The following is a 26810-nucleotide window of genomic DNA, read 5'->3' on the forward strand; positions in this document are numbered from 1 at the left end:
TTTTCGCCCGGAAACCTGTGTCAGCCGATGTCTTCCCGTAGCCGCAGAACCTCTCATTCCGTCGCCCTGACGCGCCTGGCCCAAATCAGTGCGCTGGCCCTGGCCGCCACTTTGGTGGGCTGCCAGAGCACCCGTCAGCTCGACGAATCCGATAGCGTTCGCGCGCACAACTACCAGGCGCGGATCAAGCACAAGCCTTCACCGCTGCTGGTCAAGCCGGCCGAGCAGGCACCCCAGGATGTATGGGAACGCATGCGCCAGGGCTTTGCCCTGCAGGACAACATCGACGTCAACCCGCGCATCGAGCAGCAGCGTCTGTGGTTTGCCAGCAACCCAAGCTACATCGAAAGCGCCGGCGAGCGTGGCAGCCTCTACCTGCACTACATCGTCGAGCGCCTCGAAGAGCGCGACATGCCGCTGGAGCTGGCCCTGCTGCCAGCCATCGAAAGCGCCTACAACCCGATGGCCTACTCGCGCGCCCACGCCGCAGGCATGTGGCAGTTCATTCCGTCCACCGGGCGCCACTTCAACCTGCGCCAAACCAACTTCTACGATGGCCGTCGCGACGTGACCGCCTCGACCAATGCCGCACTCGATTACCTCAGCCGCCTGCACGACATGTTCAACGGCGACTGGCTGCTGGCCCTGGCTGCCTACAACGCCGGCGAAGGCACGGTCAGCCGCGCCATCGAGCGCAACGAGCGGCTCGGCCTGCCCACCGACTACTGGAACCTGCCGCTGCCGCAGGAAACCCGCGACTACGTGCCCAAGCTGCTTGCCCTGTCGCAGGTGGTACTCACGCCGCAAGCCTATGGCGTGAACCTGAACCCGATCGCCAACGAACCTTACTTCGAGGCGGTGGCCATCAACGACCGCCTCGACCTGTCGCGGGTAGCAGCCTTCGCCAATATCGACGAAGACGAGCTGATCCAGCTCAACCCGGCATTCAAGAAGCGCATGACCGTGGACGGCCCGCAGCAGCTGCTGGTACCCACCGCCAAGGCGCAACTGCTGAGCGACAGCCTGTCCAACCTCAAGCCCGAGCAACTGGTCAGCCTGCAGCCGAACAAGGCCGTGTTCGCCCGCGCCGTGGCCGAAGCCAAGGCCCCGGTGGCGGCGCGCAGCTACCGGGTCAAGCGCGGCGACAATCTGGGCGCAATCGCCAAGGCCAACCGCGTTTCGGTCAAGGACATCAAGCGCTGGAACCGTCTCTCCGGCAACAGCGTGCGCGCTGGCCAGGTGCTGGCCCTGCGCGGTGGCAGCGCGCCGAGCGCTGCTGGCAATCGGGTAGCCGCCTCCGGGAAGCGCTCCACGCAGTACAAGGTACGCAAAGGCGACTCGCTGTACCTGGTGGCCAAGCGCTTCAACGTGGAAATGAAGCACCTCAAGCGCTGGAACCCACGCAGCGGCCATGCCCTGAAGCCAGGCCAGACCCTGACCGTCTACCTCTCGCATTGATGTAGTGCGGGGCCGCTGCGCGCCCCATCGCCGGCAAGCCAGCTCCCACACCGACCGCATCGACTTGAAGTCTTGTGCAGTACCTGTGGGAGCTGGCTTGCCGGCGATGGGCTGCAAGGCAGCCCCTTGCAATCCTCAAGTTCGCACTCTTTTTCCAACCCCACCAAGCTGTTACTGTACCCCGATCAAAGCCCAACGCCTCTGGATCGGATGCCGACTTGATACGTCCCCTCCTGCTGTCACTCAGCCTGGCCTTGAGCTTTCCCGCAGCCGCGATGGTGAGCGAAAGCCACGGATACGCGCAGTTCGGCACGCTCAAGTACCCAGCCACATTCACCCATTTCGACTGGGTCAACCCGCAAGCGCCCAAGGGCGGTACCTTGCGGGCCATGGCTTTCGGTACCTTCGACACCCTCAACCCCTACACCTTCAAGGGGTCGAGCCCGATTACCACGCCCAATTTCCAGCAATACGGCGTCAGCGAGCTGAACGAGCCGCTGATGGTCGGCACCGGCCAGTACGACCCGTCCGGCGACGAACCAACCTCCAGCTACGGCCTGATCGCCCGCTCTGTGGAGTACAGCGAGGACCGCAGCTGGGTGGTGTTCAACCTGCGCCCGGAAGCCCACTGGCATGACGGCAAGCCGATCACCTCGGCAGACGTGGCCTTCTCCTACCGCACGCTGCTCAAGGATGGCCACCCGATCTACCGTACCAACCTGCAGGAAGTGCAGCGGGTGGACATCCTTGGCCCGCTGCGCATCCGCTTCGTGTTCAAGCGCGCCGGCAACCCGTTGCTGATCCTGCGCCTGGGCGAAATGCCGGTGCTGCCCAAACACTACTGGCAAAAGCGCGATTTCAAGGCCACCACCTTCGAGCCCCCGCTGGGCAGCGGCCCCTACCGCATCACCCAGGTCCACCCTGGGCGCCGGCTGGTGTTCGAACGGGTAAAGAACTACTGGGGCAAGGACCTGGCGGTGAACCGTGGCAAATACAACTTCAACCGCGTGGAGTACGAGTTCTACCGCGACGCCACGGTCGCCTTCGAAGCGTTCAAGGCCGGCGAGTTCGACATCTATATCGAGCACCAGGCGAAGAACTGGGCCAACGGCTACAACTTCCCGGCCGTGCGCCGGGGCGAGGTAATCAAGGCGCAGATCCCGCACCGCATCCCCACGCAAACCCAGGGCCTGTTCATGAACAGCCGCAGGGCCACCTTCAGCGACCCACGGGTTCGCCAGGCGCTGGGGCTGATGCTCGACTTCGAGTGGACCAACCGCGCGCTGTTCAGCGGCGCCTATCGCCGTTCGACCAGCTACTACCCCAACAGCGAGTTCGCCGCCACCGGCCTGCCCACCGGCAAGGAGTGGCTGCTGCTGGCGCCGTTCCGCGACCAATTGCCGGCCAGCCTGTTCAGCGAACCCTACAAGGTCAGCCAGACCGATGGCCGCGGTATCAGCCGCCACACCCTGCGCCAGGCCCTCGGCCTGCTCGCCGAGGCCGGCTGGAAACTGAACGGGCAGCGCCTGGTTGACAGCAAGGGCCAGCAGCTGCGCATGGAGCTGCTGCTGGTAAACCCCAACCTTGAACGCATCCTGCAACCTTATGTCGAAAATCTGGCCAGCATCGGCATCGATGCGCGCTTGCGTACCGTGGACCGCGCCCAGTACAAACAACGCCTGGACCAGTTCGATTTCGACATGATTCTGATGACCCTGAACCAGACCCTGAGCCCCGGCCTCGAACAGTGGCTGTACTTCCACTCCAGCCAGGCCACGACCAAGGGCAGCAAGAACTATGCTGGGGTCAAGGACCCGGTGGTCGATCATCTGCTCGACACCCTGCTCGCCGCCCGTACCCGTGATGACCAGGTCGCCGCCGCCCGCGCCCTGGACCGGGTGCTCTCATGGCAGTACTACATGATCCCCAACTGGTACCTCGACAATCATCGCCTGGCCTACCGCAACCGGTTCGCCTTCGTCACCACGCCGCCCTACACCCTCGGGCTGAACAGCTGGTGGATCAAGACCTCGGAGAAAGCCCAATGACGCCAACGCACCGACTGCGCCGGCTGGCCGGCAGCCTGTTGCTTGCCTGCCTGAGCCTTTCCGCCCTGGCCGCACCGCAGCACGCGCTCACGCTTTATGACGAACCGCCCAAGTACCCGGCCGACTTCAAGCACTTCGACTACGTCAACCCTGACGCGCCCAAGGGCGGCACCTTCCGCCAGTCCAGCTTCGGCGGTTTCGACAGCCTCAACCCGTTCATCAACAAGGGTGTGCCGGCCGAGAATATCGGCAGCATCTACGACACCCTGATGCGCCAGAGCCAGGACGAGCCGTTCACCGAGTACGGCCTGGTGGCCGGCAAGATCGAAAAGGCCCCGGACAACAGCTGGGTGCGCTTCTACCTGCGCCCCGAGGCACGCTTCCACGACGGCCACCCAATGCGCGCCGAAGACGTGGTGTTCACCTTCAATGCCCTGATCAAGGACGGCGCGCCGCTGTACCGCCAGTACTATGCCGACGTCGCCGAAGTGGTCGCCGAAGACCCGCTGACGGTGCTGTTCACTTTCAAGCACAAGAACAACCGTGAGCTGCCGCTGATTCTCGGCCAGCTGCCGGTGTTGCCCAAGCACTGGTACGAAAGCCGCGAGTTCAACCGCGGCAACCTGGAAATCCCGCTGGGCAGCGGCCCGTACAAGGTCGCCGAGGTCAAGGCCGGGCGCTCGGTGCGCTACGAGCGGGTCAAGGACTACTGGGCCAAGGACCTGCCGATCAACCGCGGCTTCTACAATTTCGACGTGATGACCTTCGACTCCTACCGCGACACCACGGTCGCCCTGGAAGCGCTCAAGGCCGGGGCGTTCGACTATGCGCTGGAAGTCAGCGCGAAGAACTGGGCCACTGCCTACAACGTACCCGCCGTGCGCGATGGCCGGCTGATCAAGGAAGAATTGCCCAACGGCAACCCCACCGGCATGCAGGGTTTCATCTTCAATATCCGCCGCCCGGTGTTCCAGGATGTGCGCGTGCGCCAGGCGCTGAGCCTGCTGCTTGACTACGAGTGGACCAACAAGCAGCTGTTCAACGGCGCCTACACCCGTACCGGCAGCTACTTCGAAAACTCTGAAATGGCCGCCCGCGGCCTGCCCGGCCCCAACGAGCTGAAAATCCTCGAACCGCTGCGCGGCAAGGTCCCCGAGCAGGTATTCAGCCAAGCCTTCCACAACCCGGTCAGCGACGGCAGCGGCATGATCCGCGAGCAGCAGCGCCAGGCCTACAAGCTGCTGCAGGAAGCCGGCTGGAAAATCGTCGACGACAAGATGGTCGACGCCCAGGGCAAGCCGGTGAGCATCGAGTTCCTGCTGGCACAGACTGAGTTCGAACGTATCCTGCTGCCGTTCAAGCGCAACCTCGCCGACCTTGGCATCGACCTGAACATCCGCCGGGTCGACGTTTCCCAGTACATTACCCGCCTGCGCTCGCGCGACTACGACATGATCGTCGGTGGCTACCCGCAGTCCAACTCGCCGGGCAACGAGCAGCGCGAGTTCTGGTCCAGTGCCGCCGCCGACAACCCTGGCAGCCGCAACTTCATCGGCCTGCGCGACCCGGCCATCGACCAGCTGGTGGAGCAACTGATCAATGCCGATTCGCGCCAGAGCCTGATCGACCACTGCCGGGCCCTCGACCGCGTGCTGCTGTGGGGCTACTACGTGATCCCCAACTGGCATATCAAGACCTGGCGCGTGGCCTACTGGAACCACATCGGCCACCCGGACGTCTCGCCCAAGTACGACATCGGCATCGACACCTGGTGGATCAAGCCTGGCGTAACCCCGGCCGCCAGCGCAGCCACTGCGGACGAGGCCGAATAACATGCTGGCCTACATCCTGCGCCGCCTGCTGCTGATCATCCCGACCCTGTTCGGCATCCTGATCATCAACTTCATCATCGTCCAGGCAGCCCCCGGCGGCCCGGTCGAGCAGATGATCGCCAAGCTCGAAGGTTTCGAAGGCGCCACCAGCCGCATTGCCGGTGGCGGCGCCGAAGTGTCCGTGGCCGGCTCCAACTACCGTGGCGCCCAAGGCCTGGACCCGGCACTGATCGCCGAGATCGAGCGCATGTACGGCTTCGACAAGTCGCCGCCCGAGCGCCTGTGGATCATGATCAAGAACTACGCCCGTCTGGACTTCGGCGACAGCTTCTTCCGCGATGCCAAGGTCATCGACCTGATCGTCGAGAAGATGCCGGTGTCGATCTCGCTGGGACTGTGGAGCACGCTGATCATGTACCTGGTATCGATCCCGCTGGGCATTGCCAAGGCCGTGCGCCACGGCAGCCACTTCGATGTGTGGACCAGTTCGGCGATCATCGTCGGCTATGCCATCCCGGCGTTCCTGTTCGCCATTCTGCTGATCGTGCTGTTCGCCGGCGGCAGCTACTTCGACTGGTTCCCGCTGCGTGGCCTTACTTCCAACAATTTCGACGAGCTGAGCACCACCGGCAAGGTGCTGGACTACTTCTGGCACCTGGTACTGCCGATCACCGCGCTGGTCATCGGCAACTTCGCCACCATGACCTTGCTGACCAAGAACAGCTTCCTCGACGAGATCAACAAGCAATACGTGGTCACTGCCAAGGCCAAGGGCCTGAGCCGGCCACGGGTGCTGTATGGCCATGTGTTCCGCAATGCCATGCTGCTGGTGATTGCCGGTTTCCCTTCGGCGTTCATCGGCATCTTCTTCACCGGCTCCCTGCTGATCGAGGTGATCTTCAGCCTCGACGGCCTCGGCCTGATGAGTTTCGAAGCGGCCATCAACCGCGACTACCCGGTGGTCTTCGGCACCCTGTTCATCTTCACCCTGCTGGGGCTGGTGGTGAAACTGATCGGCGACCTGACCTACACCCTGGTCGATCCACGCATCGACTTCGCCAGCCGGGAGCACTGACATGGCCTTGTCCCCCCTCAACCGCAGGCGCTTCGAGCGCTTCAAGGCCAACCGCCGTGGCTGGTGGTCGCTGTGGCTGTTCCTGATCCTGTTCGGCCTGAGCCTGGGCGCCGAGCTGATCGCCAACGACAAGCCGATTGCCGTGCGCTACGACGGCGAATGGTACTTCCCGGCGTTCAAGCGCTACCCGGAAACCACCTTCGGCGGCGAATTCCCGCTGGAAGCCAACTACAAGAGCCCCTACATCCGCGAACTGCTGGAGAAGAAAGACAGCTTCGTGCTGTGGGCACCGATCCCGTTCAGCTACCAGAGCATCAACTACGACCTGCGCGTACCCGCACCGGCCCCACCGTCGGCGGACAACTGGCTGGGCACCGACGACCAGGGCCGCGATGTGCTGGCACGGGTGATCTACGGCTTCCGCATCTCGGTGCTGTTCGCCCTGACACTGACCGTGCTCAGCTCCATCGTCGGCGTGATCGCCGGTGCCCTGCAGGGCTTTTATGGCGGCTGGGTCGACCTGGCCGGGCAACGCTTCCTGGAGGTCTGGTCGGGCCTGCCGGTGCTGTACCTGCTGATCATCCTTGCCAGCTTCGTGCAGCCCAACTTCTGGTGGTTGCTGGGCATCATGCTGCTGTTCTCGTGGATGAGCCTGGTGGACGTGGTGCGCGCCGAGTTCCTGCGCGGGCGCAACCTGGAATACGTGCGCGCAGCCCGCGCGTTGGGGATGCGCAACGGCGCGATCATGTACCGGCACATCCTGCCCAACGCCATGATCTCGACCATGACCTTCATGCCGTTCATCCTCACCGGCGCAATCGGCACCCTCACCGCCCTGGACTTCCTCGGTTTCGGCCTGCCGCCTGGCGCACCGTCGCTGGGCGAGTTGGTGGCCCAGGGCAAGTCCAACCTGCAGGCCCCCTGGCTGGGCATCAGCGCCTTCGCCGTGCTGGCGCTGATGCTGAGCCTGCTGGTGTTCATCGGCGAATCCGCCCGCGATGCCTTCGACCCGAGGAAGTGACATGAGTGAACAGAACCTGATCGAAGTGCGCGACCTGGCGGTGGAATTCGTCACCGGGGACCAGGCCCACCGCGTGGTGAACGGCATCAGCTTCGACATCCGCAAGGGTGAGACGCTGGCACTGGTGGGCGAGAGTGGCTCGGGCAAATCGGTCACCGCGCACTCGCTCCTGCGCTTGCTGCCCTACCCCCTGGCCCGCCACCCCAGCGGCAGCATCCGCTACGAGGGCAAGGACCTGCTGCAGCAGAACGAGAAGACCATGCAGCGCATTCGCGGCAACCGCATTGCGATGATCTTCCAGGAGCCGATGACCTCGCTGAACCCGTTGCACTGCATCGAGAAGCAGATCAACGAAATCCTCCTGCTGCACAAGGGCCTGACCGGCAAGGAGGCCACGGCGCGCACCCTGGAGCTGCTGGAGATGGTCGGCATTCCCGAACCACGCAAGCGCCTGAAGGCCCTGCCCCATGAGCTGTCGGGCGGGCAGCGCCAGCGGGTGATGATTGCCATGGCCCTGGCCAACGAGCCGGAACTGCTGATTGCGGACGAGCCGACCACGGCGCTGGACGTGACCGTGCAATTGAAGATTCTCGACCTGCTGAAGAAACTGCAGGCGCGTCTGGGCATGGCCCTGCTGCTGATCAGCCATGACCTGAACCTGGTACGGCGCATCGCCCACCGTGTGTGCGTGATGCAGCACGGGCAGATTGTCGAGCAGGCCGAATGCGCCACGCTGTTCAGCGCGCCGCAGCACCACTACACGCAGATGCTGATCAATGCCGAGCCCAGCGGGCTGCCGGCGCACAACCCGGTGGGCGCGCCATTGCTGGAGGTGGATGACCTCAAGGTGTGGTTCCCGATCAAGAAGGGCCTGCTGCGGCGCACGGTCGACCATGTGAAGGCGGTGGACGGGGTCAACTTCAGCTTGCCGCAGGGGCAGACGCTGGGGATTGTCGGCGAGTCCGGGTCTGGCAAGTCGACGTTGGGGCTGGCGATCTTGCGCCTGATCTCCAGCCAGGGCGGCATTCGCTTCCATGGGCAGAACCTGGAAGGGCTGAACCAGAAGGCCGTGCGCCCGTTGCGCCGGGAGATGCAGGTAGTGTTCCAGGACCCGTTCGGCAGCCTGAGCCCACGCATGTGCGTGGCGGATATCGTCGGTGAAGGGTTGCGCATTCACGGCATTGGCAACGCGCAGGAACAGGAAGCGGCGATTATTGCTGCCCTGGAGGAAGTGGGGCTGGACCCGCGCACGCGGCATCGCTATCCGCATGAGTTTTCCGGTGGGCAGCGCCAGCGCATTGCCATTGCCCGGGCGTTGGTATTGAAGCCGGCGCTGATCCTGCTGGATGAGCCTACGTCGGCGCTGGACCGCACGGTGCAGCGGCAGGTGGTGGAGTTGCTGCGCAATCTGCAGCAGAAATACAACCTGACCTACCTGTTCATCAGCCATGACCTGGCGGTGGTCAAGGCGTTGAGCCACCAGTTGATGGTGATCAAGCATGGGCATGTGGTGGAACAAGGGGATGCACAGGCGATCTTCCATGCGCCGCAGCATCCGTATACCCGGCAGTTGCTGGAGGCGGCGTTCTTGGAGGTGGGTGCGGCTAGTTAGCTTTTGGGGGCTGCTGCGCAGCCCATCGCCGCGGTTCCAAGCCTGCTCCCACCCCGACCGCGCTGGCTTCAAGCCATGCGCTATCCCTGTGGGCCATTTCCCAATCCTCGCCGAACCCAAGACTTGCACCAAGGCTGATTAATGTGTCGCCAGGGCCGGCCCTTTCGCGGGCGTGCCCGCGAAGAGGCCCGTCCAGGCAGTCGAGAATTTTCAGGGGATTCAAGAATGACCACGGAAGACACCCACTTCACTGTCAGCAAAACCACGTGTACCAAGGCGAACACGGCATACACAGCTCCGGGGCAGCAATCCAATCATCAAATTTTCTGACAACAATCGTCTTCCATCATCAGCCAGATCGAGCATAAATTCTCCACCGTCAACCCCCAGCAGCAACGGTAGAGCCCATGTCCAGCACACAATACCAGCCCGCCTCCCCTGCCCTGACCACGCTGATCCAGCGTTCCGGCCTGCCCAGCCCTGTGCTCGGCGAAGCCCAGGCACATGCCGTGCTGCAAACGCACTACGGCATTGCCGGCAACCTGTCGCCACTGGGCAGCCAACAGGACCTTAACTTCCGCGTAGACGCCCCCCAAGGCAGCTTCGTGCTCAAGGCCTGCCACGGCAGCTACGCCCAGCTCGAACTGGAAGCCCAACACGCGGCCCTGGCCTACCTGCGCGAACAGGGCTTGCCAGTGCCCGCCGTGTGCCCGGCAAGCGACGGCCAGATGCTGCTGGCGCTGGAAATAGACGGGCAACCGCTGCGCCTGCGCCTGCTCGACTACATCGAAGGCCAACCGTTGACCCGCCTCAAGCACATGGAGCCACGCCTGATGGCTGAACTGGGCGGGCTCTGTGCGAAGCTGGACAAGGCACTTGCCAATTTCGATCACCCAGGCCTTGCGCGCACCCTGCAATGGGACCCGCAGCATGCCCAGGCACTGATCGCTCACCTGCTGCCGGTGCTGCAGGACAGCGAGCAGCGCGCCCGTATCGAACACGCCACCCGCCAGGCCAGCGAGCGCCTGACGCCGCTGGTTGCTCACCTGCCAAGCCAGGCCGTGCACCTCGACATCACCGACGACAACACCGTGTGGGGCCGTGATGCCCAGCGCCAATGGCAGCTGCAAGGGGTGATCGATTTCGGCGACCTGTTGCGCACGTGGCGCATCGCCGACCTGTCGGTAACCTGCGCGGCGCTGCTGCACCATGCCGAGGGCGACCCGCTGCGCATCCTGCCAGCCGTGCATGCCTACCAGGCGCTCAACCCACTGAGCGAAGCCGAACTGCGCGCACTGTGGCCACTGGTGCTCAACCGCGCCGCCGTGCTAGTGCTGAGCAGCGAGCAGCAACTCGCCGTAGACCCCGGCAACCAGTACACCCGCGACAACATCGCCCATGAATGGGAAATCTTCGACACTGCCACCGCCGTACCCTTCGCGTTGATGGAAGCGGCCATCCTGCAAGCTGCGGGCCTGCAGCCTGCCACGCTGGACCTGAGCGGCTGCGCGCCACTGCTCCCTGAGCTGGACGGGCAGGCAGTGACGCGCGTCGACCTGGGCGTACTCAGCGTGCATTGCGAGGCGGGCAACTGGGAGCAACCGGGCTTCGACCAGCACCTGCTGACCACGCAACCGGCCCCGGCCTGCAGCCTGCACGGGCAGTATCGCCTGTCGCAAACCCACATCGACCGCCCCGAAGAGCCCGCCACCTGCGCCTTGGGCGTCGAGTTGCATGTACCCAACGGCAGCCTGGTACAAGCGCCAGATGCCGGCACCTGGCAGCGCCATGGTGACGGCCGTGGCTGCCTGCGCAGCGCGCACTGGACCTTGTGGCTGCAGGGCCTGGAAGACGCGCCTGCAAATGGCCAGGCCGTGGAAAAAGGCCAGCCGCTGGGCAGCAGTTGTGGCTTCCTCAGTGTGCAGTTGTGCCTGGATAACGGCATCCAGCCGCCATTCTTCGCCACGCCATCCCAGGCGACGGCCTGGCTGGCCCTGTGCCCGTCGCCAGCTGCCTTGCTGGGCTTCGACTGCAACGCCGAACCACTCCCTGACCCACAGGCCCTGCTGGCCCGCCGCGACGCCAGCTTCGCCCGCTCGCAGAAGCACTACTACGCGCAACCGCCCCACATCGAACGCGGCTGGCGCAACTACCTGATCGACATGCAGGGCCGCTCGTACCTGGACATGCTCAACAACGTCGCGGTGCTGGGCCACGGCCACCCGCGCATGGTCGCCGAATCGGCGCGGCAGTGGTCGCTGCTGAACACCAACTCGCGCTTCCACTACGCGGCCATCACCGAGTTCTCCGAACGCCTGCTGGCGTTGGCACCCGCAGGCTTCGACCGGGTGTTCATGGTCAACAGCGGCACCGAAGCCAACGACCTGGCGATTCGCCTGGCCTGGGCCTACAGCGGCGGGCGCGACCTGCTCAGCGTGCTGGAGGCCTACCACGGCTGGTCGGTGGCCACTGATGCCATTTCCACCTCCATTGCCGACAACCCGCAGGCCCTGGAAACCCGCCCGGACTGGGTGCACCCGGTCGAAGCGCCGAACACCTTCCGTGGCCGCTTCCGTGGTGCCGACAGCGCCACCGACTACCTGCGCGACGTCGACGCCAAGCTGGCCGACCTCGACGCCCGTGGCCGCCAGTTGGCAGGCATCATCTGCGAACCGGTGTACGGCAATGCCGGGGGTATTTCGTTGCCGGCCGGTTACCTGCGCGAGGCCTATGCCAAAGTACGTGCCCGCGGCGGCGTGTGCATCGCCGACGAGGTGCAGGTCGGTTATGGCCGCCTGGGCGAGTACTTCTGGGGCTTCGAGGAACAGGGCGTGGTGCCTGACATCATCACCATGGCCAAAGGCATGGGCAACGGCCAACCGCTGGGCGTAGTCATCACCCGCCGCGAGATTGCCGAAGCACTGGAAGCCGAGGGCTACTTCTTCTCCTCGGCAGGTGGCAGCCCGGTCAGTTGCCGCATCGGCATGGCGGTGCTGGACGTGATGCAGGAAGAAGGCCTGTGGGACAACGCCCGCGATACCGGGCGCTACTTCAAGTCGCGCCTGCAGGCACTGGTCGACAAGCACCCGCTGGCCGGCGCGGCGCATGGCTCGGGCTTTTACCTGGGGCTGGAACTGGTGCGCGACCGCGCAACCCTGGAACCAGCTACCGAGGAAACCATGACGCTGTGCAATCGCCTGCGTGACCTGGGCATCTTCATGCAGCCGACTGGCGACTACCTGAACATCCTCAAGATCAAGCCGCCGATGTGCACCAGCCGGGCGAGCGTGGACTACTTTGTCGACAGCATTGATCGGGTGTTGGGCGAAGGGCTGTAAGGAACTGGGTGGTGCTGGCGGCGTTGGCCTTTGGATATTCAGCGCCTGTGAGCCCCAGCGCTTTGTGGGAGCGGTCACGCCCGCGAACACCGGCAAAGCCGGTGCCATCAACCGCGTCGTCTGTTTCGCGGGCGCGCCCGCTCCCACAGGTACTGCGCTGGCTTGGAGTTGACGCTGTACCTGTGGGAGCGGCTTTAGCCGCGAATACCGGCGAAGCCGGTGCCATCAACCGCGTCGTCTGTTTCGCGGGCGCGCCCGCTCCCACAGGTGCTGCGCTGGCTTGGAGTTGACGCTGTACCTGTGGGAGCGGCTTTAGCCGCGAATACCGGCGAAGCCGGTGCCCTACCCCGCGCAGGCTTCTTCGCGGGTAAACCCGCTCCCACAGGTACCGCACAGGCTTCAGGTTCACGTTGGACCTGTAATGCGCCGCACCAGCGGCGCTCGATCCCACAGGGGCCATAAAACTTTCGCCTCATCTATTACTATTCGCTCACACCCCCCACCTCAGGTTCAATGAACATGGCCTTTACCAGCGACTCCCTGGCAATCTTCCTCGCGGTGCTGGAGGCAGGCTCGTTCTCTGCCGCCGCGCGCAAGCTGGGGCGTGTGCCTTCGGCCGTGAGCATGGCCATCGCCCAACTGGAGGCGGAGCTGGACCTGGTGCTGTTCGACCGGGCCACGCGCAAAGCCTTGCCCACCAGCGCCGCCCTGGCCCTGGAGCCCCAGGCCAGGCAGGTGATCTGCCAGCTCAACCTGCTCGACGCCCAGGCCCTGCAACTGCACAAGGGCCTGGAAAAGCGCCTGACCATCGCCATGGCGCCCGAGCTGCAGACAGGCCGCTGGAGCCAACCACTGGAAACCCTCGCCCAGGAATTTCCCAGCCTGGAAATCGAGGTGCGCTCGGCCACCCAGGCCGAAGCCATCCGCCTGCTGCACGACGGCAGCGTGCAGCTGGCGCTGGTCTTCGAACGGCCTGGCATCGACGAGCGCGAGTCATTCCTGGAAGCTGGCAGCCAGTTGCTGGTTGCCGTTGCCTCCCCCCGCCATCCGGCCGGGCAAAACAGCGGCACGCCATTACCTGAAGAGGCTTTCGCCGAACAGCGGCAGATCATCGTGGCCTCGGGCAAGGCCACCGGGTCGGACCCGCGCATGGTACTGTCGCGACGCATCTGGCTGACCGACAGCTACCTGGCCACGCTGGACCTGGTGCAATCGGGCCTTGGTTGGGCGTATCTGCCGCAGCCGTTGGTTGAACCGTTGATCGCTTCGGGCGCGCTGGCAGAGGTGCGTTTCGACAACATGGCCAGCCGGTTGCGCCTGTGGGTGGACATCATCTGGGTCAAGTCGCGCCCGTTGGGCCTGGGCGCCCGGCGCTACCTTGAGGTGGTGCGCCAATGCTTTGAAACAGAATCCCCGAGGTCCTGAGCGATACGCCTGCCTCGTCCGAAAGCGAAAAATCCTACAACTGGTTAGGAAGCCAATAACTACCTGCAGCATTGATTCCCCGTTAGGTTTCTGCTCGCCATCAAGAAGAAAAGGAACTTCTCATGTCGAGCCAGTCCGCGCAGGGCTACGTGCAGTCGGTCGATCACTTCGCCAACCTGCAGCGTCAGCCAGACGAGGCCCTCTACCTTTTACTGGACCCATTCGCCGGCTGCCCGCCTGAGCACCCGCTGGCCATCGCTGCCCTCGGTGAAGCGCTGGGTAGTGATGCCGTAACACGCGTCGACTGCAGCGGGCTGGTGCAGGATCCCGAATGCTGGCCAGCTCTGGTGCGGCTTGCGAAACCCGGCGATGCGCCCACAGCCCTTGCGTCATTGAGTGCGACCTGCGCCGCTCGTGAATCGGCAGCTACCTGGCACTACGTGTGTGGCTGGCTGATCAGCGACCAACCCGCCAACCTCATCGCCCGGCACATCAGCCAGCAGTGTCAGGTACTGCACCAACCAAAACCGCACGGTATCACCGCCTGGTTCGAACCGGTGCGGCTGGCGCTGCTGCGCGCGACCCTGAAAAACGCAGACGAAGTCCTCGGACCTGTTCGCAGCTGGCTACATCCCGATGGTCGGGGCAGTTGCGAGGTATTCGAGCGAAAACCCATGGCTGGCGAACTGGCCGTCCCCGAGGCCGTAAGGGCGACACAGCATGTCGCACCACAGATCATTCAGCTGCTCTGTGCCTGGCATCGCCTGAGTGCCGTGCAGCATTCCCATGCAGGCCTGCCGGAAAACGCCCCCACCCATGCCATGCACCTGATCCTCAATGCGTTCAGGCAAGGCCTGCGCGACCGCGCCGATATCCAGTGCATGAGCCTGCACATGCTCATGGTCCACCCACTGCTCCTTCAGCACCCGACCATCCAGCACGCGGTGGAAAAGGCAGCTGCCGGCGAACAGCGCCTGGCAGACCGCTTCGCCAGCTACGACGACTGCACCTGGTCGCACATCGTCGCCAGCCTGCCGAAGGCAAGGAGTTACTCATGAGCATCAGCAAAACCATCCACATCACCATGCAGGAAGAGATCCCCAATACCTACGGCACCTGTAATGCCTGCGAACGCTCCGGCCTGCCGATTCTGCTGCTGCGCGAGGCCTACGCCCCACGCCCGGATACAGGGCGCCCCTATCGCCTGGCAGACGATAGCGAAATCATCTTCCACCCGATGCACACCGACCAGTTGCGCCTCCTGCGCCAGGGTTATGTCTACGTACTGCTCGACCAGGAAATCTGGCAGGCCTACGAGGTAGCGGCGGAAGGTACCTTGCAGCGCTTTCCGGTATCGCAGATGCCCTTGGGGCCACCCAGGTCGTTACCAAAGGTATGCGCCACCGAAGGCCACGATGTGATCGCCTCCTTCATCAACATCGATACCCTGCTCTACCGCAAGGCCTGGATCGCCTTCGCCAACGACCCCTGGCCCCGTGCGGTACTCGACCGCTATCGGCAAGGCATCGCCGACAGTGACCCGGGCACCCTCGCCCGCTTCGTCGAAGTGGACCTGAACACCGCACGCAACGACCCTGCCAGCCTCGGCATCGCCATGACCGACAGCTTCCGCTTCGGCCTGGAGCAGGTGCTGGAGTTCTCTACCTTTTCCTCCGCCAGGTTCACCAGCGCTCATGGCTTTTACAGCCGCCTGGGCCGCTGGCATGAAACCCGCACCCATGTACGCAATGTCATCCAGCAGGAACAACTGCCCAATGGCCTGCTGGCGCTGACGCTGCCCGACCCGGTCGGCATGGTCATGGAGCTCAACGCGCAACGCACTGGCTGGGTGCAAGCCCTGCAGGAATGGCGGGCGCAGCCGCAGCGGCACTTCGAATACTTCACCTCGCAAGCACTACTGGGCATCCGCGAACTGCACGCGGCCACGGCGGCCGCGCAGGGTGCCGAGGACGCGCAGCGGGAAGCCCGGCAGGTCAAGCAGTGGAACGACAGCCCGATCGCGGCCAAGGCGTATCTGCCGCCGGTGGACATCGACGCGCAGACCGCACGCAACATCGCGCGCAAACAGCAAGAAGCGCGCGAGCGGCTGGAAGAGCGTTACGACGAAAGCGCCCGCGCCGCGTTCCAGGCCGATTACGACCGCGAACTGACAAACTGGCAGTCGATGATCGACCAGGTTGGCGATCTGTATGCGCGCCACTATGCCAAACGGGCGTTTCAGCAAATCGGTTACCACGACTATGACGCGAGCTCCCCTGTTTCGGTCGAGTACTTCATCCAGATGATGGCCGCCTGCCTGGCCGGCGGGCCCACTGAACCCCTGCCTCAGGAGGGTCAGCCGCTCGGGATCACCCAGCATATCTGGCAGCAGTTGCTGGAAGACGACCGCAGCCTGCTTTACCAGGCGCTGCTGGCCAAGAACCAGAAGCTGATGCAGCAGGTGACCAGCGCGCTGGCCGGGGACGACTTCGGCAAGGTGTACGACATCATCAAGGGCATCGCCGGCACCGCCGATGGCCAGTTGCTGATGATCAAGCCGATACAGGATGCCGTTGGCCAGTTGCTGGCCGCGACCAACAGCGCAGGGAATGCGCTCAGCCAGCACCTGAGTGAACGGACCAAGACCCTGATCGGCCATGTGCATCGCTCGGCGTTTGCCCTGTTCGCCGGGCAGCAGGTAACGCCGTTGCGCGTGTCGCTGACAGTGGGCGAGTACATGAGCCTGCTCAACGAGGCCCTGGAGGCGCGGACGGATGCGTTTCTGCAGCAGGTAGACAAGCAGTTCCGTGATCCCCTGGGCCGCAAGGTGCGGGCCATGGTGCTGAGTGGCGCGATCAATATTGCGGCAGCGGGTAACCGCAGCCAGATGATCGAGGTGATGCTCTGGACGTTGGAAAGCGCCGAGAGTTTGCAGGCGCGGTTGGTGCAGTTGCGTGAGGGTGCAGCCGGCGGCGTCGGGGCGCTGGTACGCAATGTTGCGATTGGTGCGGGTACGCTGCGTGCGCAGGTTTCCGATGGTTTGAAAATCAGCTCGATAGCCGCACAAAACATGGCGAGTGATGCTATGCGCAGCATGCGGGATGCGGCGACTAGTACCGGAAGTGTAGGCCTGCTCCTTACCTTGGGCAGTATATGGTTTCAGCAGGACAGCCTGGGCAAGAACTATCGAGCGCTGCATGAAACAAATACAAGCAACCCGGAAGCGCTCGCAACAATCTGGTCATCATCGCTTGGGGTACTTGGGGCAAGTGTTGAAACAGCAGGTTTCACCATAGCGCTGGTACGTCCCAATCCAGAATGGCCTGGAACAATCACCAATTCATCGTTGGCAAGCAAATTAGCCAGGTATGGTGGTGCTATCACAGCTATGGCAGGCCTCATGGATGGAGCCCAGTATGCCTTTGCAACTTTCCGCACAATTGAAAATGGCGACAATACGGCCTCATCAAAATATCGTATTGCCAGCGCAACAGCGTTCCTATCGACATTTTCTGGAGTAGCTGTGGCATTCGGAAAAGCCGCTCTGCTCGGCCCCCTTGGCATCACGATAGTGCTGGTACTGGCCACATACACATTAGCCACAATAGCAAAACGGAAAGAGTCAACGCCTACGGAGCTATGGTCACGGCGCTGTAGATGGGGCATTCCAAAAGCGCAACGTGCGTGGTTCGAAGCCGAGCATCTTGACGCTGCGATTGGAGCTCTCAATGCAGCAACTCTTGGTGTCCAGGCAGATGCTAGAGTCAACCTTCGCTTGGCATCGAATGCTCATCTTGATACTGCCGCACCGAAGGGAACCATCATTAGTGATGGCCACACGGTACCTGCAGTTTTCATGCTCGATTTCCACTTTACCTTGCCCAATTATCAAGCCAACCAGTCTCATTACCGCTGGGAATTACATCTTTATCAATCTGGATTATCCGAAAACACAATAATCCTCTCAGGCGAGAGCGCACCAAACCCCGAACTAACGATCACACAACCCAGCAATGTAAATATTTTTCCACTTGGCAATGACAAACAACACCAGAGCAAACTCGACAGCGAACGTGGAGTATTTACCACCCAATATTCCTTACCTCTGCATGACAATCACCACATTCGCGATATCCAATTCATCTTAAATTACCGCCCAAATAAAAATGACGATGCAGGCAATGCACGCCTGGAGATCAAAGAAAATAAAATAAAAATCAAGGATCTCTGACAATATGAAACGCCCACTATTAGATCCACCTTGCCCACGCTGGATAAAGGACCTACCGACGCCTTGTGAGTCGCCTACTGTAGAACCCCTCATGGAAAAGCAAGCACCGAATCATCAGTGTGCAATCTACTTAGAAATCGCTCGACAAACCACTACACCGCGATGCGCCAGCTCAATACTTACCGTGATATTATGCATTCCACTCACGCTCAATATTTACTTAACGCTCTCGTTACTCGAACCCAAAAATCTAGAGTCCATAATATATTCAATCCTTGAACTCATGCTGATAGCCTGGGGAGTTGCCACAGGAATTCTTATCGATACCACGCCACCACTCGACGAACCTATCAGATTCAACCGCCCCCGCCAAAAAATCTACGCCTACAATTTTATGCGCCAGTGGTGGAATCCTTTCGACAAGGGCAAAATCGCCGCCGTGAGTTACAACTGGTCGCAGGTCCGCGCTGAACTGTGGGCACAAACCAGAAGTGGCCTAATTGTCAGATGGGGCGCCATGCTTTCAATCGTCGCACCGGGCACAAACAATGTTATCGATCGATTCCACCTGAGTGTGATGGGTACCGATGAGCTTACTTGGGCCTATATCTGCACCTACATGCAAGAAGGCCCCGCGGCACTCCCCCCGCCCGGCGCACCTAAAGACCATGACGATATTCTCTGGTGTGAGTTCGCCCTGCGCCTGGCACCCCGAGTAGTGTGGCCAGCAGAAATGGATCTGGAGTCGAGAACCGCGCCCTGAGCTTACCGTCTTGCGCTACTTGCTCTGGCCCCATCGCCAACATGCCAGCTCTCATGGAACTGCACATAACTCATTGAATTAGCGGGGACTCTGTGGGAGCGGCTTCAGCCGCGAACACCGGCGCAGCCGGTGCCATGCACCGCGCTGGATTCTTCGCGGGCATGCCCGCTCCCACAGTGCTATATGGTCGGCGCCACCAGCCTGTACCCCACCCCTGGCTCGGTGATGATGAACCGCGGCGCCGTAGGGTCATCACCCAGCTTCTGCCGCAAATGCCCTACCACAATCCGCAGGTAATGGGTGTCATCCACATGGGTAGGCCCCCAGATATCCTTGAGCAGCTGTTGCTGGGTAATCACCCGCCCCGGGTGCCCGGCCAGTTGTGCCAGCAGCGCATACTCCTTGCGGGTCAGCGCCACTTCCATGCCATCCAGGGTCACCCGGCGAAAGGCAAAGTCCACCATCAGCGGCCCAAAGCTGGCCGCCACTTCCGAGCCACCGGCCTGCGGCACCTGACGCAGCAAGGCGCGCACCCGCGCCAGAAACTCCTGAATGCCGAACGGTTTGGTCACATAGTCATTGGCGCCGCCATCCAGCGCATCGACCTTCTGCACTTCACTGGCGCGCACCGACAACACCAGCACCGGCACCGCGCTCCATTCGCGCAGGTCACGCAGTACCTGCTGGCCGTCCATGTCCGGAAGGCCCAGGTCAAGCACCACCAGGTCCGGCTTGCCCAAGGCCGCCTGGGCCAGCCCTTCCGTGCCGGTGGCGGCCTCGAGCACCTTGTAGCCTTGCGAGGCCAGGCTGATACGCAGGAACTTGCGGATCTGCGGTTCATCGTCGATGACCAGAAGGGTGGCGGACTGACTCATGGGGTTTCGCTTTCGGTTTCAGGTTGAGGAGGCAGCGGCAAGCATAAAGTGATGCTGGTGCCCTGGCCATCGATGCCTTCACCCACCAAAATCTGCCCGCCATGGGCGCCGATCATGCCCTGGCAGATCGCCAGGCCCAGGCCGGTGCCCTGCCCGCCTCGGTCGCCACGAGCGGCGGTATAGAACATGTCGAAGATCTTCTCGCGGTCGGCCACGGGAATGCCAGGGCCCTGGTCGCTGACGGCGAAACACAGCCGGGCGTCCTGCACCGCCACCTGCAGCTCCAGCCGGCCATTGGCTGGCGAGAAGCGCGCGGCATTTTCCAGCACGTTGACCAGCGCCTGCTCGATCAATGCCGCGTGGACGAACAGCAACGGCAGCTCGGCCGGCACGTCGGTGTGCACCCGCAGCGGCGCCAGCACAGCGCGCAGGCGGTTGAGCGCGCTGCCAACGATGTCGGCCGGGGCAACCCAGTCGCGGGCCAGCTTCAGGCCACCGTGGCCCAGGCGGGTCATGTCGAGCAGGTTCTGGATGTAGCGGTCGAGGCGTTCGGCCTCGTTGCGGGTGCCCTCCAGCAGTTCTCGGCGGTCGGCGGTGGGGATCGCCTCGCCCAGCGCCAGCAGGCTGTCGATGCTGCCGCGCATGGCGGTCAGTGGGGTACGCAAGTCATGGGAAACGGACGCAAGCAAGGCGCTGCGCAGCTGCTCGGTTTCGCCGTGCAGGCGTGCGGCCTCCAGCTGTTCGGCCAGACGGGCGCGCGCCAGGGCCTGGGCCAGTGGCTGACCAAGGGCGGTGAGCAGGCGTCGGCGCGGATCGCTAAGCGGTTGGCCCGAACGCGGGCGCACACCGAGCAGTGCCAGGGGCTGCTCATCCACCGCCAACGGCCACCACCACCAACGGCCATTGGGCAAGGTGTCGCTGCCATGACCGGCGGCCTGGCCGTGCTGCCAGGCCCATTCTGCGGCGGCGCGTTCATTATCGCTGAAGGTATGGGCTTCGCCGCTGGCCACCTGCAACCGGCCTTCGACATTGCGCTCCAGCAGGCACACCTGCATGTCCTGCCAACCGTCCAGGTGCTGGCCGGCGGCGTTGAGCACCGCTTGGCGGTCGGTGGCCACGGTCAACCGGCGCGACAGGTCGAGCAGCTGGCTGGTCTGCGCCTGGGTCTCGCGCAGCGCCTGCAACTGGCGACGCTGGCGGGCGGCCAGGTTGCCGGTGAGCGCGGCCATCAACAGGAAGAACACCAAGGTCAGCACGTCTTCTTCGCGTTGGATCCTGAACGACAGGTTGGGCGGGATGAACAGGAAGTCGTAGGCCAGGAACGACAGCACCGCGCAGGCCAGCGCAGGCCCCAGGCTGCTGCGCACCGCCACCAGCAACACCGCGGCCAGGAACACCAGCGAGATATTGGGCAGGGCCAGCACACTCGACACCGCCCAGGCCAGGCCCGCGGCCATGACCGTGGCCAGCAGCGCCAGCAGGTAATGGCGCCAGACCCACACCCGCCGCACCGCCGATCGTGGCGCTTGCGGCTGCGCGTCGCGGTCCAGCACGTTGATTTCCAGGCCGTGGCTTTCGCGCAACAGCCGCGCGGCCACACCGGCACCGAACAAGCGCCGGCGCAGGCGGTCACGGGACTGCCCGACCAGCACCAGGCTGGCCCGCCGTTCGGCGGCATGCTGGATCAGCGTGCGCACCACTTCGCCGGCACGCAGCAGTACCACCTCCCCGCCCAGGCGTTCGGCCAGTTGCTGGGCAGCTTGCAGGCGCAGCCGTGCGGTTTCGTCGCGCAGGCGGCCGTTGTCCACGTGTACCAGGCTCCAGGGCAGGTGACGGCGTTGCGCCACGCGGCTGGCATGACGCACCAGGCGTTCGGCCTGGTCGTCGCCATCCACGCCTACCAGCAAGCGCCCACGCAGGGCTGGGGCTTCCTGGCCGCGCTGGCGATAGCCGTGGGCCAGGTCGGCATCCACCTGGGCAGCAGCGGTTTGCATGGCCAGCTCGCGCAGGGCGGTAAGGTTGGTTTGCGAGAAGAACGCATCGATGGCGGCCCGCGCCTGCTCGGGCACGTACACCTTGCCTTCGCGCAGGCGTTCGAGCAGCTCACGGGGTGGCAGGTCGATCAGCACCAGCTCGAAGGCTTCCTGCAGTACCCAGTCCGGCAGGGTTTCGCGCACTTGCACGCCGGTAATGTCGCGGACCTTGTCGTTGAGGCTTTCCAGGTGCTGGACGTTGACCGTGGTGTACACGTCGATGCCGGCAGCCAGCAGTTCCTGTACGTCTTGCCAACGTTTGGCGTGGCGGCTGCCAGGGGCATTGGTGTGGGCCAGTTCGTCGACCATCACCAGGGCCGGCGCGGCCTTGAGCAGGCCGTCGAGGTCCATTTCCTCGAGGGTGACGCCGCGGTATTGGCTGCGCAGCAGGGGCTGCTGCTGAAGGCCAGCGAGCAGTACCTCGGTTTCGGCACGGCCATGGGTTTCGACCACTCCGGCCAGCACCTGAACGCCCTGGCGTTGCTGGGCGTGGGCGGCCTGGAGCATGGCGAAAGTCTTGCCGACGCCGGGGGCGGCGCCAAGGAACACCTTCAGCCGGCCCCGGCCGCTTCGCGGGAGGGTAGCCAACAGCGCGTCTGCGCGGGTGGAGTCACTCATCTTTCATCCTTTGCTATTTCCAGCAAGCAGCAAATCCAGGGACAAACACCGTACCTGTGGGAGCGGGTTCACCCGCGAATGCAGTAATAGCGCCACCGACGCATTCGCGGGTAAACCCGCTCCCACAGGGTCCCTGCCAGCCCCTCAAGTCATCTATCAATGGCTGAGGTTTTCCAAGGCCTGGTTCAAGGCCAGCACATTGACCACCGGCGGGCCGATCAATGGGTGGAGGGTGGCCTCTTCCAGCAAGCCTTGCAAGCGCTCCACCGGCAACTGCCGCGCCGCCGCCACCCGAGGGATCTGGTAGGCCACGGCCTCCGGTGGCAGGTGCGGGTCGAGGCCGCTGCCCGAAGTGGTCAGCAACGCCTGGGGTACTGGCCCCTGCTGCGCCCGGTACAACGCAGCCGCATCACCCTTGACCCGCTCGGCCAGCGCCGGGTTGCTCGGCGACAGGTTGCTGGCGCCGCTGGCCACGGTAGCGTAGGCGCCCGCCGACGGCCGCGCGTGGAACCAGCCATCACCCTGGAAATCCTGGGCGATCAGCGCCGAACCGCGCACCCGTCCCTGGTCATCGCGCACCAGGCTGCCATTGGCCTGGTTGGGGAAAGCCACCTGGGCAATACCAGTCACCGCCAGCGGATACAGCGCGCCAGTCACCAGGGTCATCAACAGGGCCAGGCTCAATGCCGGGCGTACATAAGCATTCATGATGGCCTCCTCAGACCAGGTGCAGGGCATTGAGCAGCAGATCGATCAGCTTGATACCGGCAAACGGCACGACAATGCCGCCCAGCCCGTAGATCAGCAGGTTGCGCCGCAGCAGGTGCGCCGCACTGGTCGCCTGCACCCGCACACCACGCAGCGCCAGCGGGATCAGCACGATGATGATCAGCGCGTTGAACACGATGGCCGACAGAATCGCACTCTGCGGGCTGGCCAGGTGCATCAGGTTGAGCACGCCCAGCTGCGGGTAGATGGCGGCGAACAGCGCCGGCAGGATGGCGAAGTACTTGGCCACATCGTTGGCGATGGAAAAGGTGGTCAGCGCGCCGCGGGTCACCAGCAGTTCCTTGCCGACCTGCACCACATCCAGCAACTTGGTCGGGTCGCTGTCCAGGTCGACCATGTTGGCCGCCTCGCGCGCAGCCTGGGTGCCGTCGTTCATGGCCATGCCCACGTCAGCCTGGGCCAGCGCCGGGGCGTCGTTGGCACCGTCACCGCACATGGCCACCAGACGGCCGTCGTTCTGCTCCTGGCGGATCCGCGCCAGTTTCTTCTCGGGCGTGGCCTCGGCCAGCACGTCATCCACGCCGGCCTCGGCAGCGATGGCGGCAGCAGTCAGCGGGTTGTCGCCGGTCACCATCACCGTGCGGATGCCCAGTTTGCGCAGCTCGGCAAAGCGCTCGCGGATGCCGGGCTTGACCACGTCCTTGAGGTGGATCACGCCGAGCAGGCGCTTGTCGATGCACACCAGCAAGGGTGTACCGCCGCTCTGGGCGATGCGCTCCACTTCACGGGCCAGTGCCTGGGGCATTTCCAGGCGTTGCATGCCGACGAACGCCAGCACGGCATCGACGGCGCCCTTGCGGTAGCGGCGCTGCTGCAAGTCGATGCCCGACAGGCGCGTCTCGGCGCTGAAAGCCACGGCCTCGAACTGCCCGGCGGCTGGTTCGACGAAGTCGTGCAGCTGACGCAGATACTCGACGATCGACTTGCCTTCGGCGGTGTCGTCCGCCAGCGAGGCCAGCAAGGCGCCCTCCCCCAGCTCGCGAGCGGTAATGCCCGGTGCCGCGTGCAGCGCACTGCAGCGGCGGTTGCCGAAGGTAATGGTGCCGGTCTTGTCGAGCATCAGCGTATGCACGTCACCGGCAGCTTCCACCGCACGGCCAGAGCGGGCGATGACGTTCAGCCGCACCAGCCGGTCCATGCCGGCGATACCGATGGCTGACAGCAGGCCACCGATGGTGGTGGGGATCAGCGTCACCAGCAATGCGGCGAGAAAGATCAGCGGCAGGCTGCCACCCACGAAGTGGGCGAACGGCTCTAGCGTCACCACGACGACAAGGAAGATCAGGGTCAGGCCGATCAACAGAATGTCGAGAGCGATTTCGTTCGGAGTCTTCTGCCGCTTGGCGCCTTCGACCAGGGCAATCATGCGGTCGAGGGTCGAATCACCCGGGTTGCTGGTGATGCGGATCAACAACCAGTCGGAGACCAGCCGGGTATTGCCGGTCACCGCCGAGCGGTCCCCGCCGGACTCGCGGATCACCGGCGCGGACTCGCCGGTAATGGCGGCCTCGTTGACCGCAGCGATACCTTCAAGCACCTCGCCGTCACCGGGGATCATTTCGCCGGCCACCACGCGCACCACATCGTCTTTGCGCAGCGCGCTGGCCGCGACGGTCTCGTAGCTGCCATCGCGCTTGCGACGCTGAGCGACAAGCCCCTGGCTACCGGCCTTGAGGCTATCGGCGCGGGCCTTGCCACGGCCTTCGGCCAGGGCCTCGGCGAAGTTGGCGAACAGCACGGTGAACCACAGCCACAGGGCGATTTGCACGGCTACGCCGGTGCTTACGCCGCTGCCGGGGGCGAAACACAGGACGGTGGTCAGCACAGCAGTCAGGGCGACCACCAGCATCACCGGGGAGCGCTTTAGCTGGCGCGGGTCGAGCTTGACGAATGCCTGCACCAGCGCCGGGCGCCACAGCGCGGCGAAGCGGGTCTGGTCCTTGGCATTGTGCCGGGCTTGTACTTCAGGAATGGGCATGTTCATGGTCGGTCCTCAAAAACCCAGGCTCAAGTGTTCGGCGATCGGCCCAAGGGCCAGGGTCGGCAGGAAGGTCAGGCCACCGACCAGCAGGATGGTGACCAGCAGCAGGCCGGTGAACAGCGGGCCATGGGTGGGGAAGCTGTTCTGCCCCTGGGGTGCGCTTTTCTTCGCCGCCAGGCAGCCGGCCAGCGCCAGCACCGGCAGGATGTAGCCGAAGCGACCGACAAGCATGGCCAGGCCGATCATCAGGTTGTGGAACACCGTATTGGCACCGAAGCCGGCAAAGGCCGAGCCGTTGTTGGCCGTGCCCGAGGTGTAGGCATACAGTAGTTGGCTGAAGCCATGCGCACCCGGGTTGCTTACTGCACCTGCCGGGCCTGGCAGGCTGGCGGCGATGGCCCCGAGCACCAGCACGCCGACCGGCATCACCAGCAGGGTCGCCACCAGCAACTGCACCTCGCGCGCCTGCAGCTTCTTGCCCAGGTATTCCGGGGTGCGGCCGATCATCAGCCCGGCCAGGAACACCGCGATCAGCACGAACAGCAACATGCCGTAAAGCCCTGCACCGACGCCGCCGAAGATCACCTCACCAACCATCATGTTGACCATCGCCACCATGCCGGTCAGCGGGTTGAGGCTGTCATGCATGGCATTGACCGAACCGTTGGAGGCAGAGGTGGTAGTCACTGTCCACAGCACCGAACCGGTGGTGCCGAAGCGGCTTTCCTTGCCCTCCATGGGCGCGCTTTGCTGTACCTGCGCGCTCTCGAGGGCCGGGTTGGGCTGGTACTCGGACCACAACGCCGTGCTGCCGCCGATCAGAAACAAGGCAAGCATGCAGGCAAGGATGGCGCGGCTCTGGCGCAGGTCCTTCACGTAGTGGCCAAAGGTGAACACCAGCGCCACCGGGATGAGAATGATCGAAGCCACCTCGAACAGGTTGCTCCAGGCCGTGGGGTTTTCGAACGGGTGCGCCGAGTTGACGCCGAAGAAGCCTCCGCCGTTGGTACCCAGCTGCTTGATGGCGATCTGGCTGGCGGCCGGGCCCAGCGGAATGGTCTGCTCGGTGCCTTGCAGGGTGACCGCGTGGGCGTAGTCGGCCAAGGTTTGCGGTACGCCCTGCCATACCAGCAGCAACGCCAGCAGCAGGCATAGCGGCAGCAAGCCGTAGAGGGTGGCGCGGGTAATGTCGACCCAGAAGTTGCCCAGCGTCGTGGCGCTGCGCCGGGCGATGCCACGGCACAGGGCGACCAGCACGGCCAGGCCGGTGGCGGCGCTGACGAAGTTCTGCACGGTCAGGCCGAGCATCTGGCTCAGGTAGCTGACCGACGCCTCACCGCTGTAGGCCTGCCAGTTGGTGTTGGTGACGAAACTGACGGCGGTGTTGAACGCCAGCGACCATTCCTGGCCGGGCAGATGCTGCGGGTTCAATGGCAGGTAGCCCTGCAACAGCAGCACGGCGAACAGCAGCAGGAACCCGGCCAGGTTGAAGGCCAGCAGGGCCAGGGTGTACTGCTGCCAGTTCTGTTCCTGGCTGGCGCGCACGCCCGCCAGCCGGTAGCAGGCCTGCTCGACCGGGCCTAGCATGGGCGACAGCCAGGTGCGCTGGCCTTCCATGACCTTGAAGTAGAACCGCCCGAGCCAGGGTGCCGGTAGCAGCACGATGGCGAAAAATGCCAGCAGCAAGGCGAAGTCGTAACTGTGCATGGCC

At 63.9% G+C, this 26810-nt stretch carries 16 protein-coding genes; 11 read left to right on the forward strand and 5 right to left on the reverse strand.

Annotation, left to right across the window (positions count from 1 at the left end; translation table 11 throughout):
* Positions 1 to 27 precede the first annotated feature (27 nt).
* The 11 genes from RIN61_RS02830 to RIN61_RS02880 all read left to right on the forward strand — a co-directional run bounded on the left by RIN61_RS02830 (position 28) and on the right by RIN61_RS02880 (position 18803).
* Entirely contained in the window at positions 28 to 1458 is a 1431-nt protein-coding gene (locus RIN61_RS02830) for a lytic transglycosylase domain-containing protein (protein WP_133974128.1), read from the forward strand.
* 218 nt (positions 1459 to 1676) lie between these two features.
* Complete coding sequence (locus RIN61_RS02835; RefSeq protein ID WP_313855671.1) at positions 1677 to 3506, forward strand: extracellular solute-binding protein; 1830 nt, start codon at positions 1677 to 1679, stop codon at positions 3504 to 3506.
* Positions 3503 to 5338: an extracellular solute-binding protein gene (locus tag RIN61_RS02840; RefSeq protein ID WP_215520572.1), complete on the forward strand. Its 1836-nt coding sequence runs from the start codon at positions 3503 to 3505 to the stop codon at positions 5336 to 5338. Before RIN61_RS02835 ends, RIN61_RS02840 begins: the two co-directional genes overlap by 4 nt.
* Before the next feature lies 1 nt (position 5339).
* Positions 5340 to 6413: a microcin C ABC transporter permease YejB gene (locus tag RIN61_RS02845; protein WP_016488245.1), complete on the forward strand. Its 1074-nt coding sequence runs from the start codon at positions 5340 to 5342 to the stop codon at positions 6411 to 6413.
* Position 6414: 1 nt separating this feature from the next.
* Positions 6415 to 7434: an ABC transporter permease gene (locus RIN61_RS02850; RefSeq protein ID WP_085664605.1), complete on the forward strand. Its 1020-nt coding sequence runs from the start codon at positions 6415 to 6417 to the stop codon at positions 7432 to 7434.
* Between the two features lies 1 nt (position 7435).
* Positions 7436 to 9046, forward strand: coding sequence for an ABC transporter ATP-binding protein (locus RIN61_RS02855; protein WP_215520571.1), 1611 nt, complete (start codon positions 7436 to 7438; stop codon positions 9044 to 9046).
* A gap of 407 nt (positions 9047 to 9453) precedes the next feature.
* The gene (locus RIN61_RS02860) at positions 9454 to 12384 is read left to right on the forward strand and encodes an aminotransferase (protein WP_313855679.1); all 2931 of its coding nucleotides are present in this window, start codon (positions 9454 to 9456) and stop codon (positions 12382 to 12384) included.
* A 519-nt stretch (positions 12385 to 12903) separates the two neighbouring features.
* Entirely contained in the window at positions 12904 to 13809 is a 906-nt protein-coding gene (locus tag RIN61_RS02865) for a LysR family transcriptional regulator (RefSeq protein ID WP_112252951.1), read from the forward strand.
* A gap of 122 nt (positions 13810 to 13931) precedes the next feature.
* Positions 13932 to 14867, forward strand: coding sequence for a hypothetical protein (locus RIN61_RS02870; protein ID WP_313855682.1), 936 nt, complete (start codon positions 13932 to 13934; stop codon positions 14865 to 14867).
* Positions 14864 to 18040, forward strand: coding sequence for a T6SS effector BTH_I2691 family protein (locus RIN61_RS02875; RefSeq protein WP_313855684.1), 3177 nt, complete (start codon positions 14864 to 14866; stop codon positions 18038 to 18040). Before RIN61_RS02870 ends, RIN61_RS02875 begins: the two co-directional genes overlap by 4 nt.
* Before the next feature lie 91 nt (positions 18041 to 18131).
* Positions 18132 to 18803, forward strand: coding sequence for a DUF6708 domain-containing protein (locus tag RIN61_RS02880; RefSeq protein WP_313855686.1), 672 nt, complete (start codon positions 18132 to 18134; stop codon positions 18801 to 18803).
* 179 nt (positions 18804 to 18982) lie between these two features.
* Here RIN61_RS02880 and RIN61_RS02885 read toward each other — a convergent pair whose 3' ends face one another.
* From RIN61_RS02885 to kdpA, 5 genes are all read right to left on the reverse strand, one after another.
* Entirely contained in the window at positions 18983 to 19678 is a 696-nt protein-coding gene (locus RIN61_RS02885) for a response regulator (RefSeq protein ID WP_252378232.1), read from the reverse strand.
* Entirely contained in the window at positions 19675 to 22329 is a 2655-nt protein-coding gene (locus RIN61_RS02890; RefSeq protein WP_313855689.1) for a DUF4118 domain-containing protein, read from the reverse strand. The genes RIN61_RS02885 and RIN61_RS02890 overlap by 4 nt, the downstream gene beginning before the upstream one ends.
* Positions 22330 to 22485: 156 nt before the next feature.
* Positions 22486 to 23037: a potassium-transporting ATPase subunit KdpC gene (kdpC, locus tag RIN61_RS02895; RefSeq protein WP_112252964.1), complete on the reverse strand. Its 552-nt coding sequence runs from the start codon at positions 23035 to 23037 to the stop codon at positions 22486 to 22488.
* A gap of 10 nt (positions 23038 to 23047) precedes the next feature.
* Positions 23048 to 25102 (reverse strand): potassium-transporting ATPase subunit KdpB, encoded by a 2055-nt coding sequence (gene kdpB / locus RIN61_RS02900; RefSeq protein ID WP_313855693.1) that lies wholly within the window; start codon positions 25100 to 25102, stop codon positions 23048 to 23050.
* Between the two features lie 9 nt (positions 25103 to 25111).
* Complete coding sequence (gene kdpA, locus RIN61_RS02905; RefSeq protein ID WP_207878611.1) at positions 25112 to 26806, reverse strand: potassium-transporting ATPase subunit KdpA; 1695 nt, start codon at positions 26804 to 26806, stop codon at positions 25112 to 25114.
* Between the last annotated feature and the right edge of the window lie 4 nt (positions 26807 to 26810).

The organism is Pseudomonas inefficax (assembly GCF_032164165.1).
GTDB lineage: Bacteria > Pseudomonadota > Gammaproteobacteria > Pseudomonadales > Pseudomonadaceae > Aquipseudomonas > Aquipseudomonas inefficax.

Bases quoted from the DNA above. Each gene is read 5' to 3' on its own strand.
- RIN61_RS02845 (WP_016488245.1), top strand. From the start codon at position 5,340: ATGCTGGCCTACATCCTGCGCCGCCTGCTGCTGATCATCCCGACCCTG.
- RIN61_RS02870 (WP_313855682.1), top strand. From the start codon at position 13,932: ATGTCGAGCCAGTCCGCGCAGGGCTACGTGCAGTCGGTCGATCACTTC.
- kdpA (WP_207878611.1), bottom strand. From the start codon at position 26,806: ATGCACAGTTACGACTTCGCCTTGCTGCTGGCATTTTTCGCCATCGTG.
- RIN61_RS02890 (WP_313855689.1), bottom strand. From the start codon at position 22,329: ATGAGTGACTCCACCCGCGCAGACGCGCTGTTGGCTACCCTCCCGCGA.
- RIN61_RS02850 (WP_085664605.1), top strand. From the start codon at position 6,415: ATGGCCTTGTCCCCCCTCAACCGCAGGCGCTTCGAGCGCTTCAAGGCC.
- RIN61_RS02860 (WP_313855679.1), top strand. From the start codon at position 9,454: ATGTCCAGCACACAATACCAGCCCGCCTCCCCTGCCCTGACCACGCTG.
- RIN61_RS02875 (WP_313855684.1), top strand. From the start codon at position 14,864: ATGAGCATCAGCAAAACCATCCACATCACCATGCAGGAAGAGATCCCC.
- RIN61_RS02840 (WP_215520572.1), top strand. From the start codon at position 3,503: ATGACGCCAACGCACCGACTGCGCCGGCTGGCCGGCAGCCTGTTGCTT.
- kdpC (WP_112252964.1), bottom strand. From the start codon at position 23,037: ATGAATGCTTATGTACGCCCGGCATTGAGCCTGGCCCTGTTGATGACC.
- RIN61_RS02880 (WP_313855686.1), top strand. From the start codon at position 18,132: ATGGAAAAGCAAGCACCGAATCATCAGTGTGCAATCTACTTAGAAATC.
- RIN61_RS02885 (WP_252378232.1), bottom strand. From the start codon at position 19,678: ATGAGTCAGTCCGCCACCCTTCTGGTCATCGACGATGAACCGCAGATC.
- RIN61_RS02830 (WP_133974128.1), top strand. From the start codon at position 28: ATGTCTTCCCGTAGCCGCAGAACCTCTCATTCCGTCGCCCTGACGCGC.
- RIN61_RS02855 (WP_215520571.1), top strand. From the start codon at position 7,436: ATGAGTGAACAGAACCTGATCGAAGTGCGCGACCTGGCGGTGGAATTC.
- RIN61_RS02865 (WP_112252951.1), top strand. From the start codon at position 12,904: ATGGCCTTTACCAGCGACTCCCTGGCAATCTTCCTCGCGGTGCTGGAG.
- kdpB (WP_313855693.1), bottom strand. From the start codon at position 25,102: ATGAACATGCCCATTCCTGAAGTACAAGCCCGGCACAATGCCAAGGAC.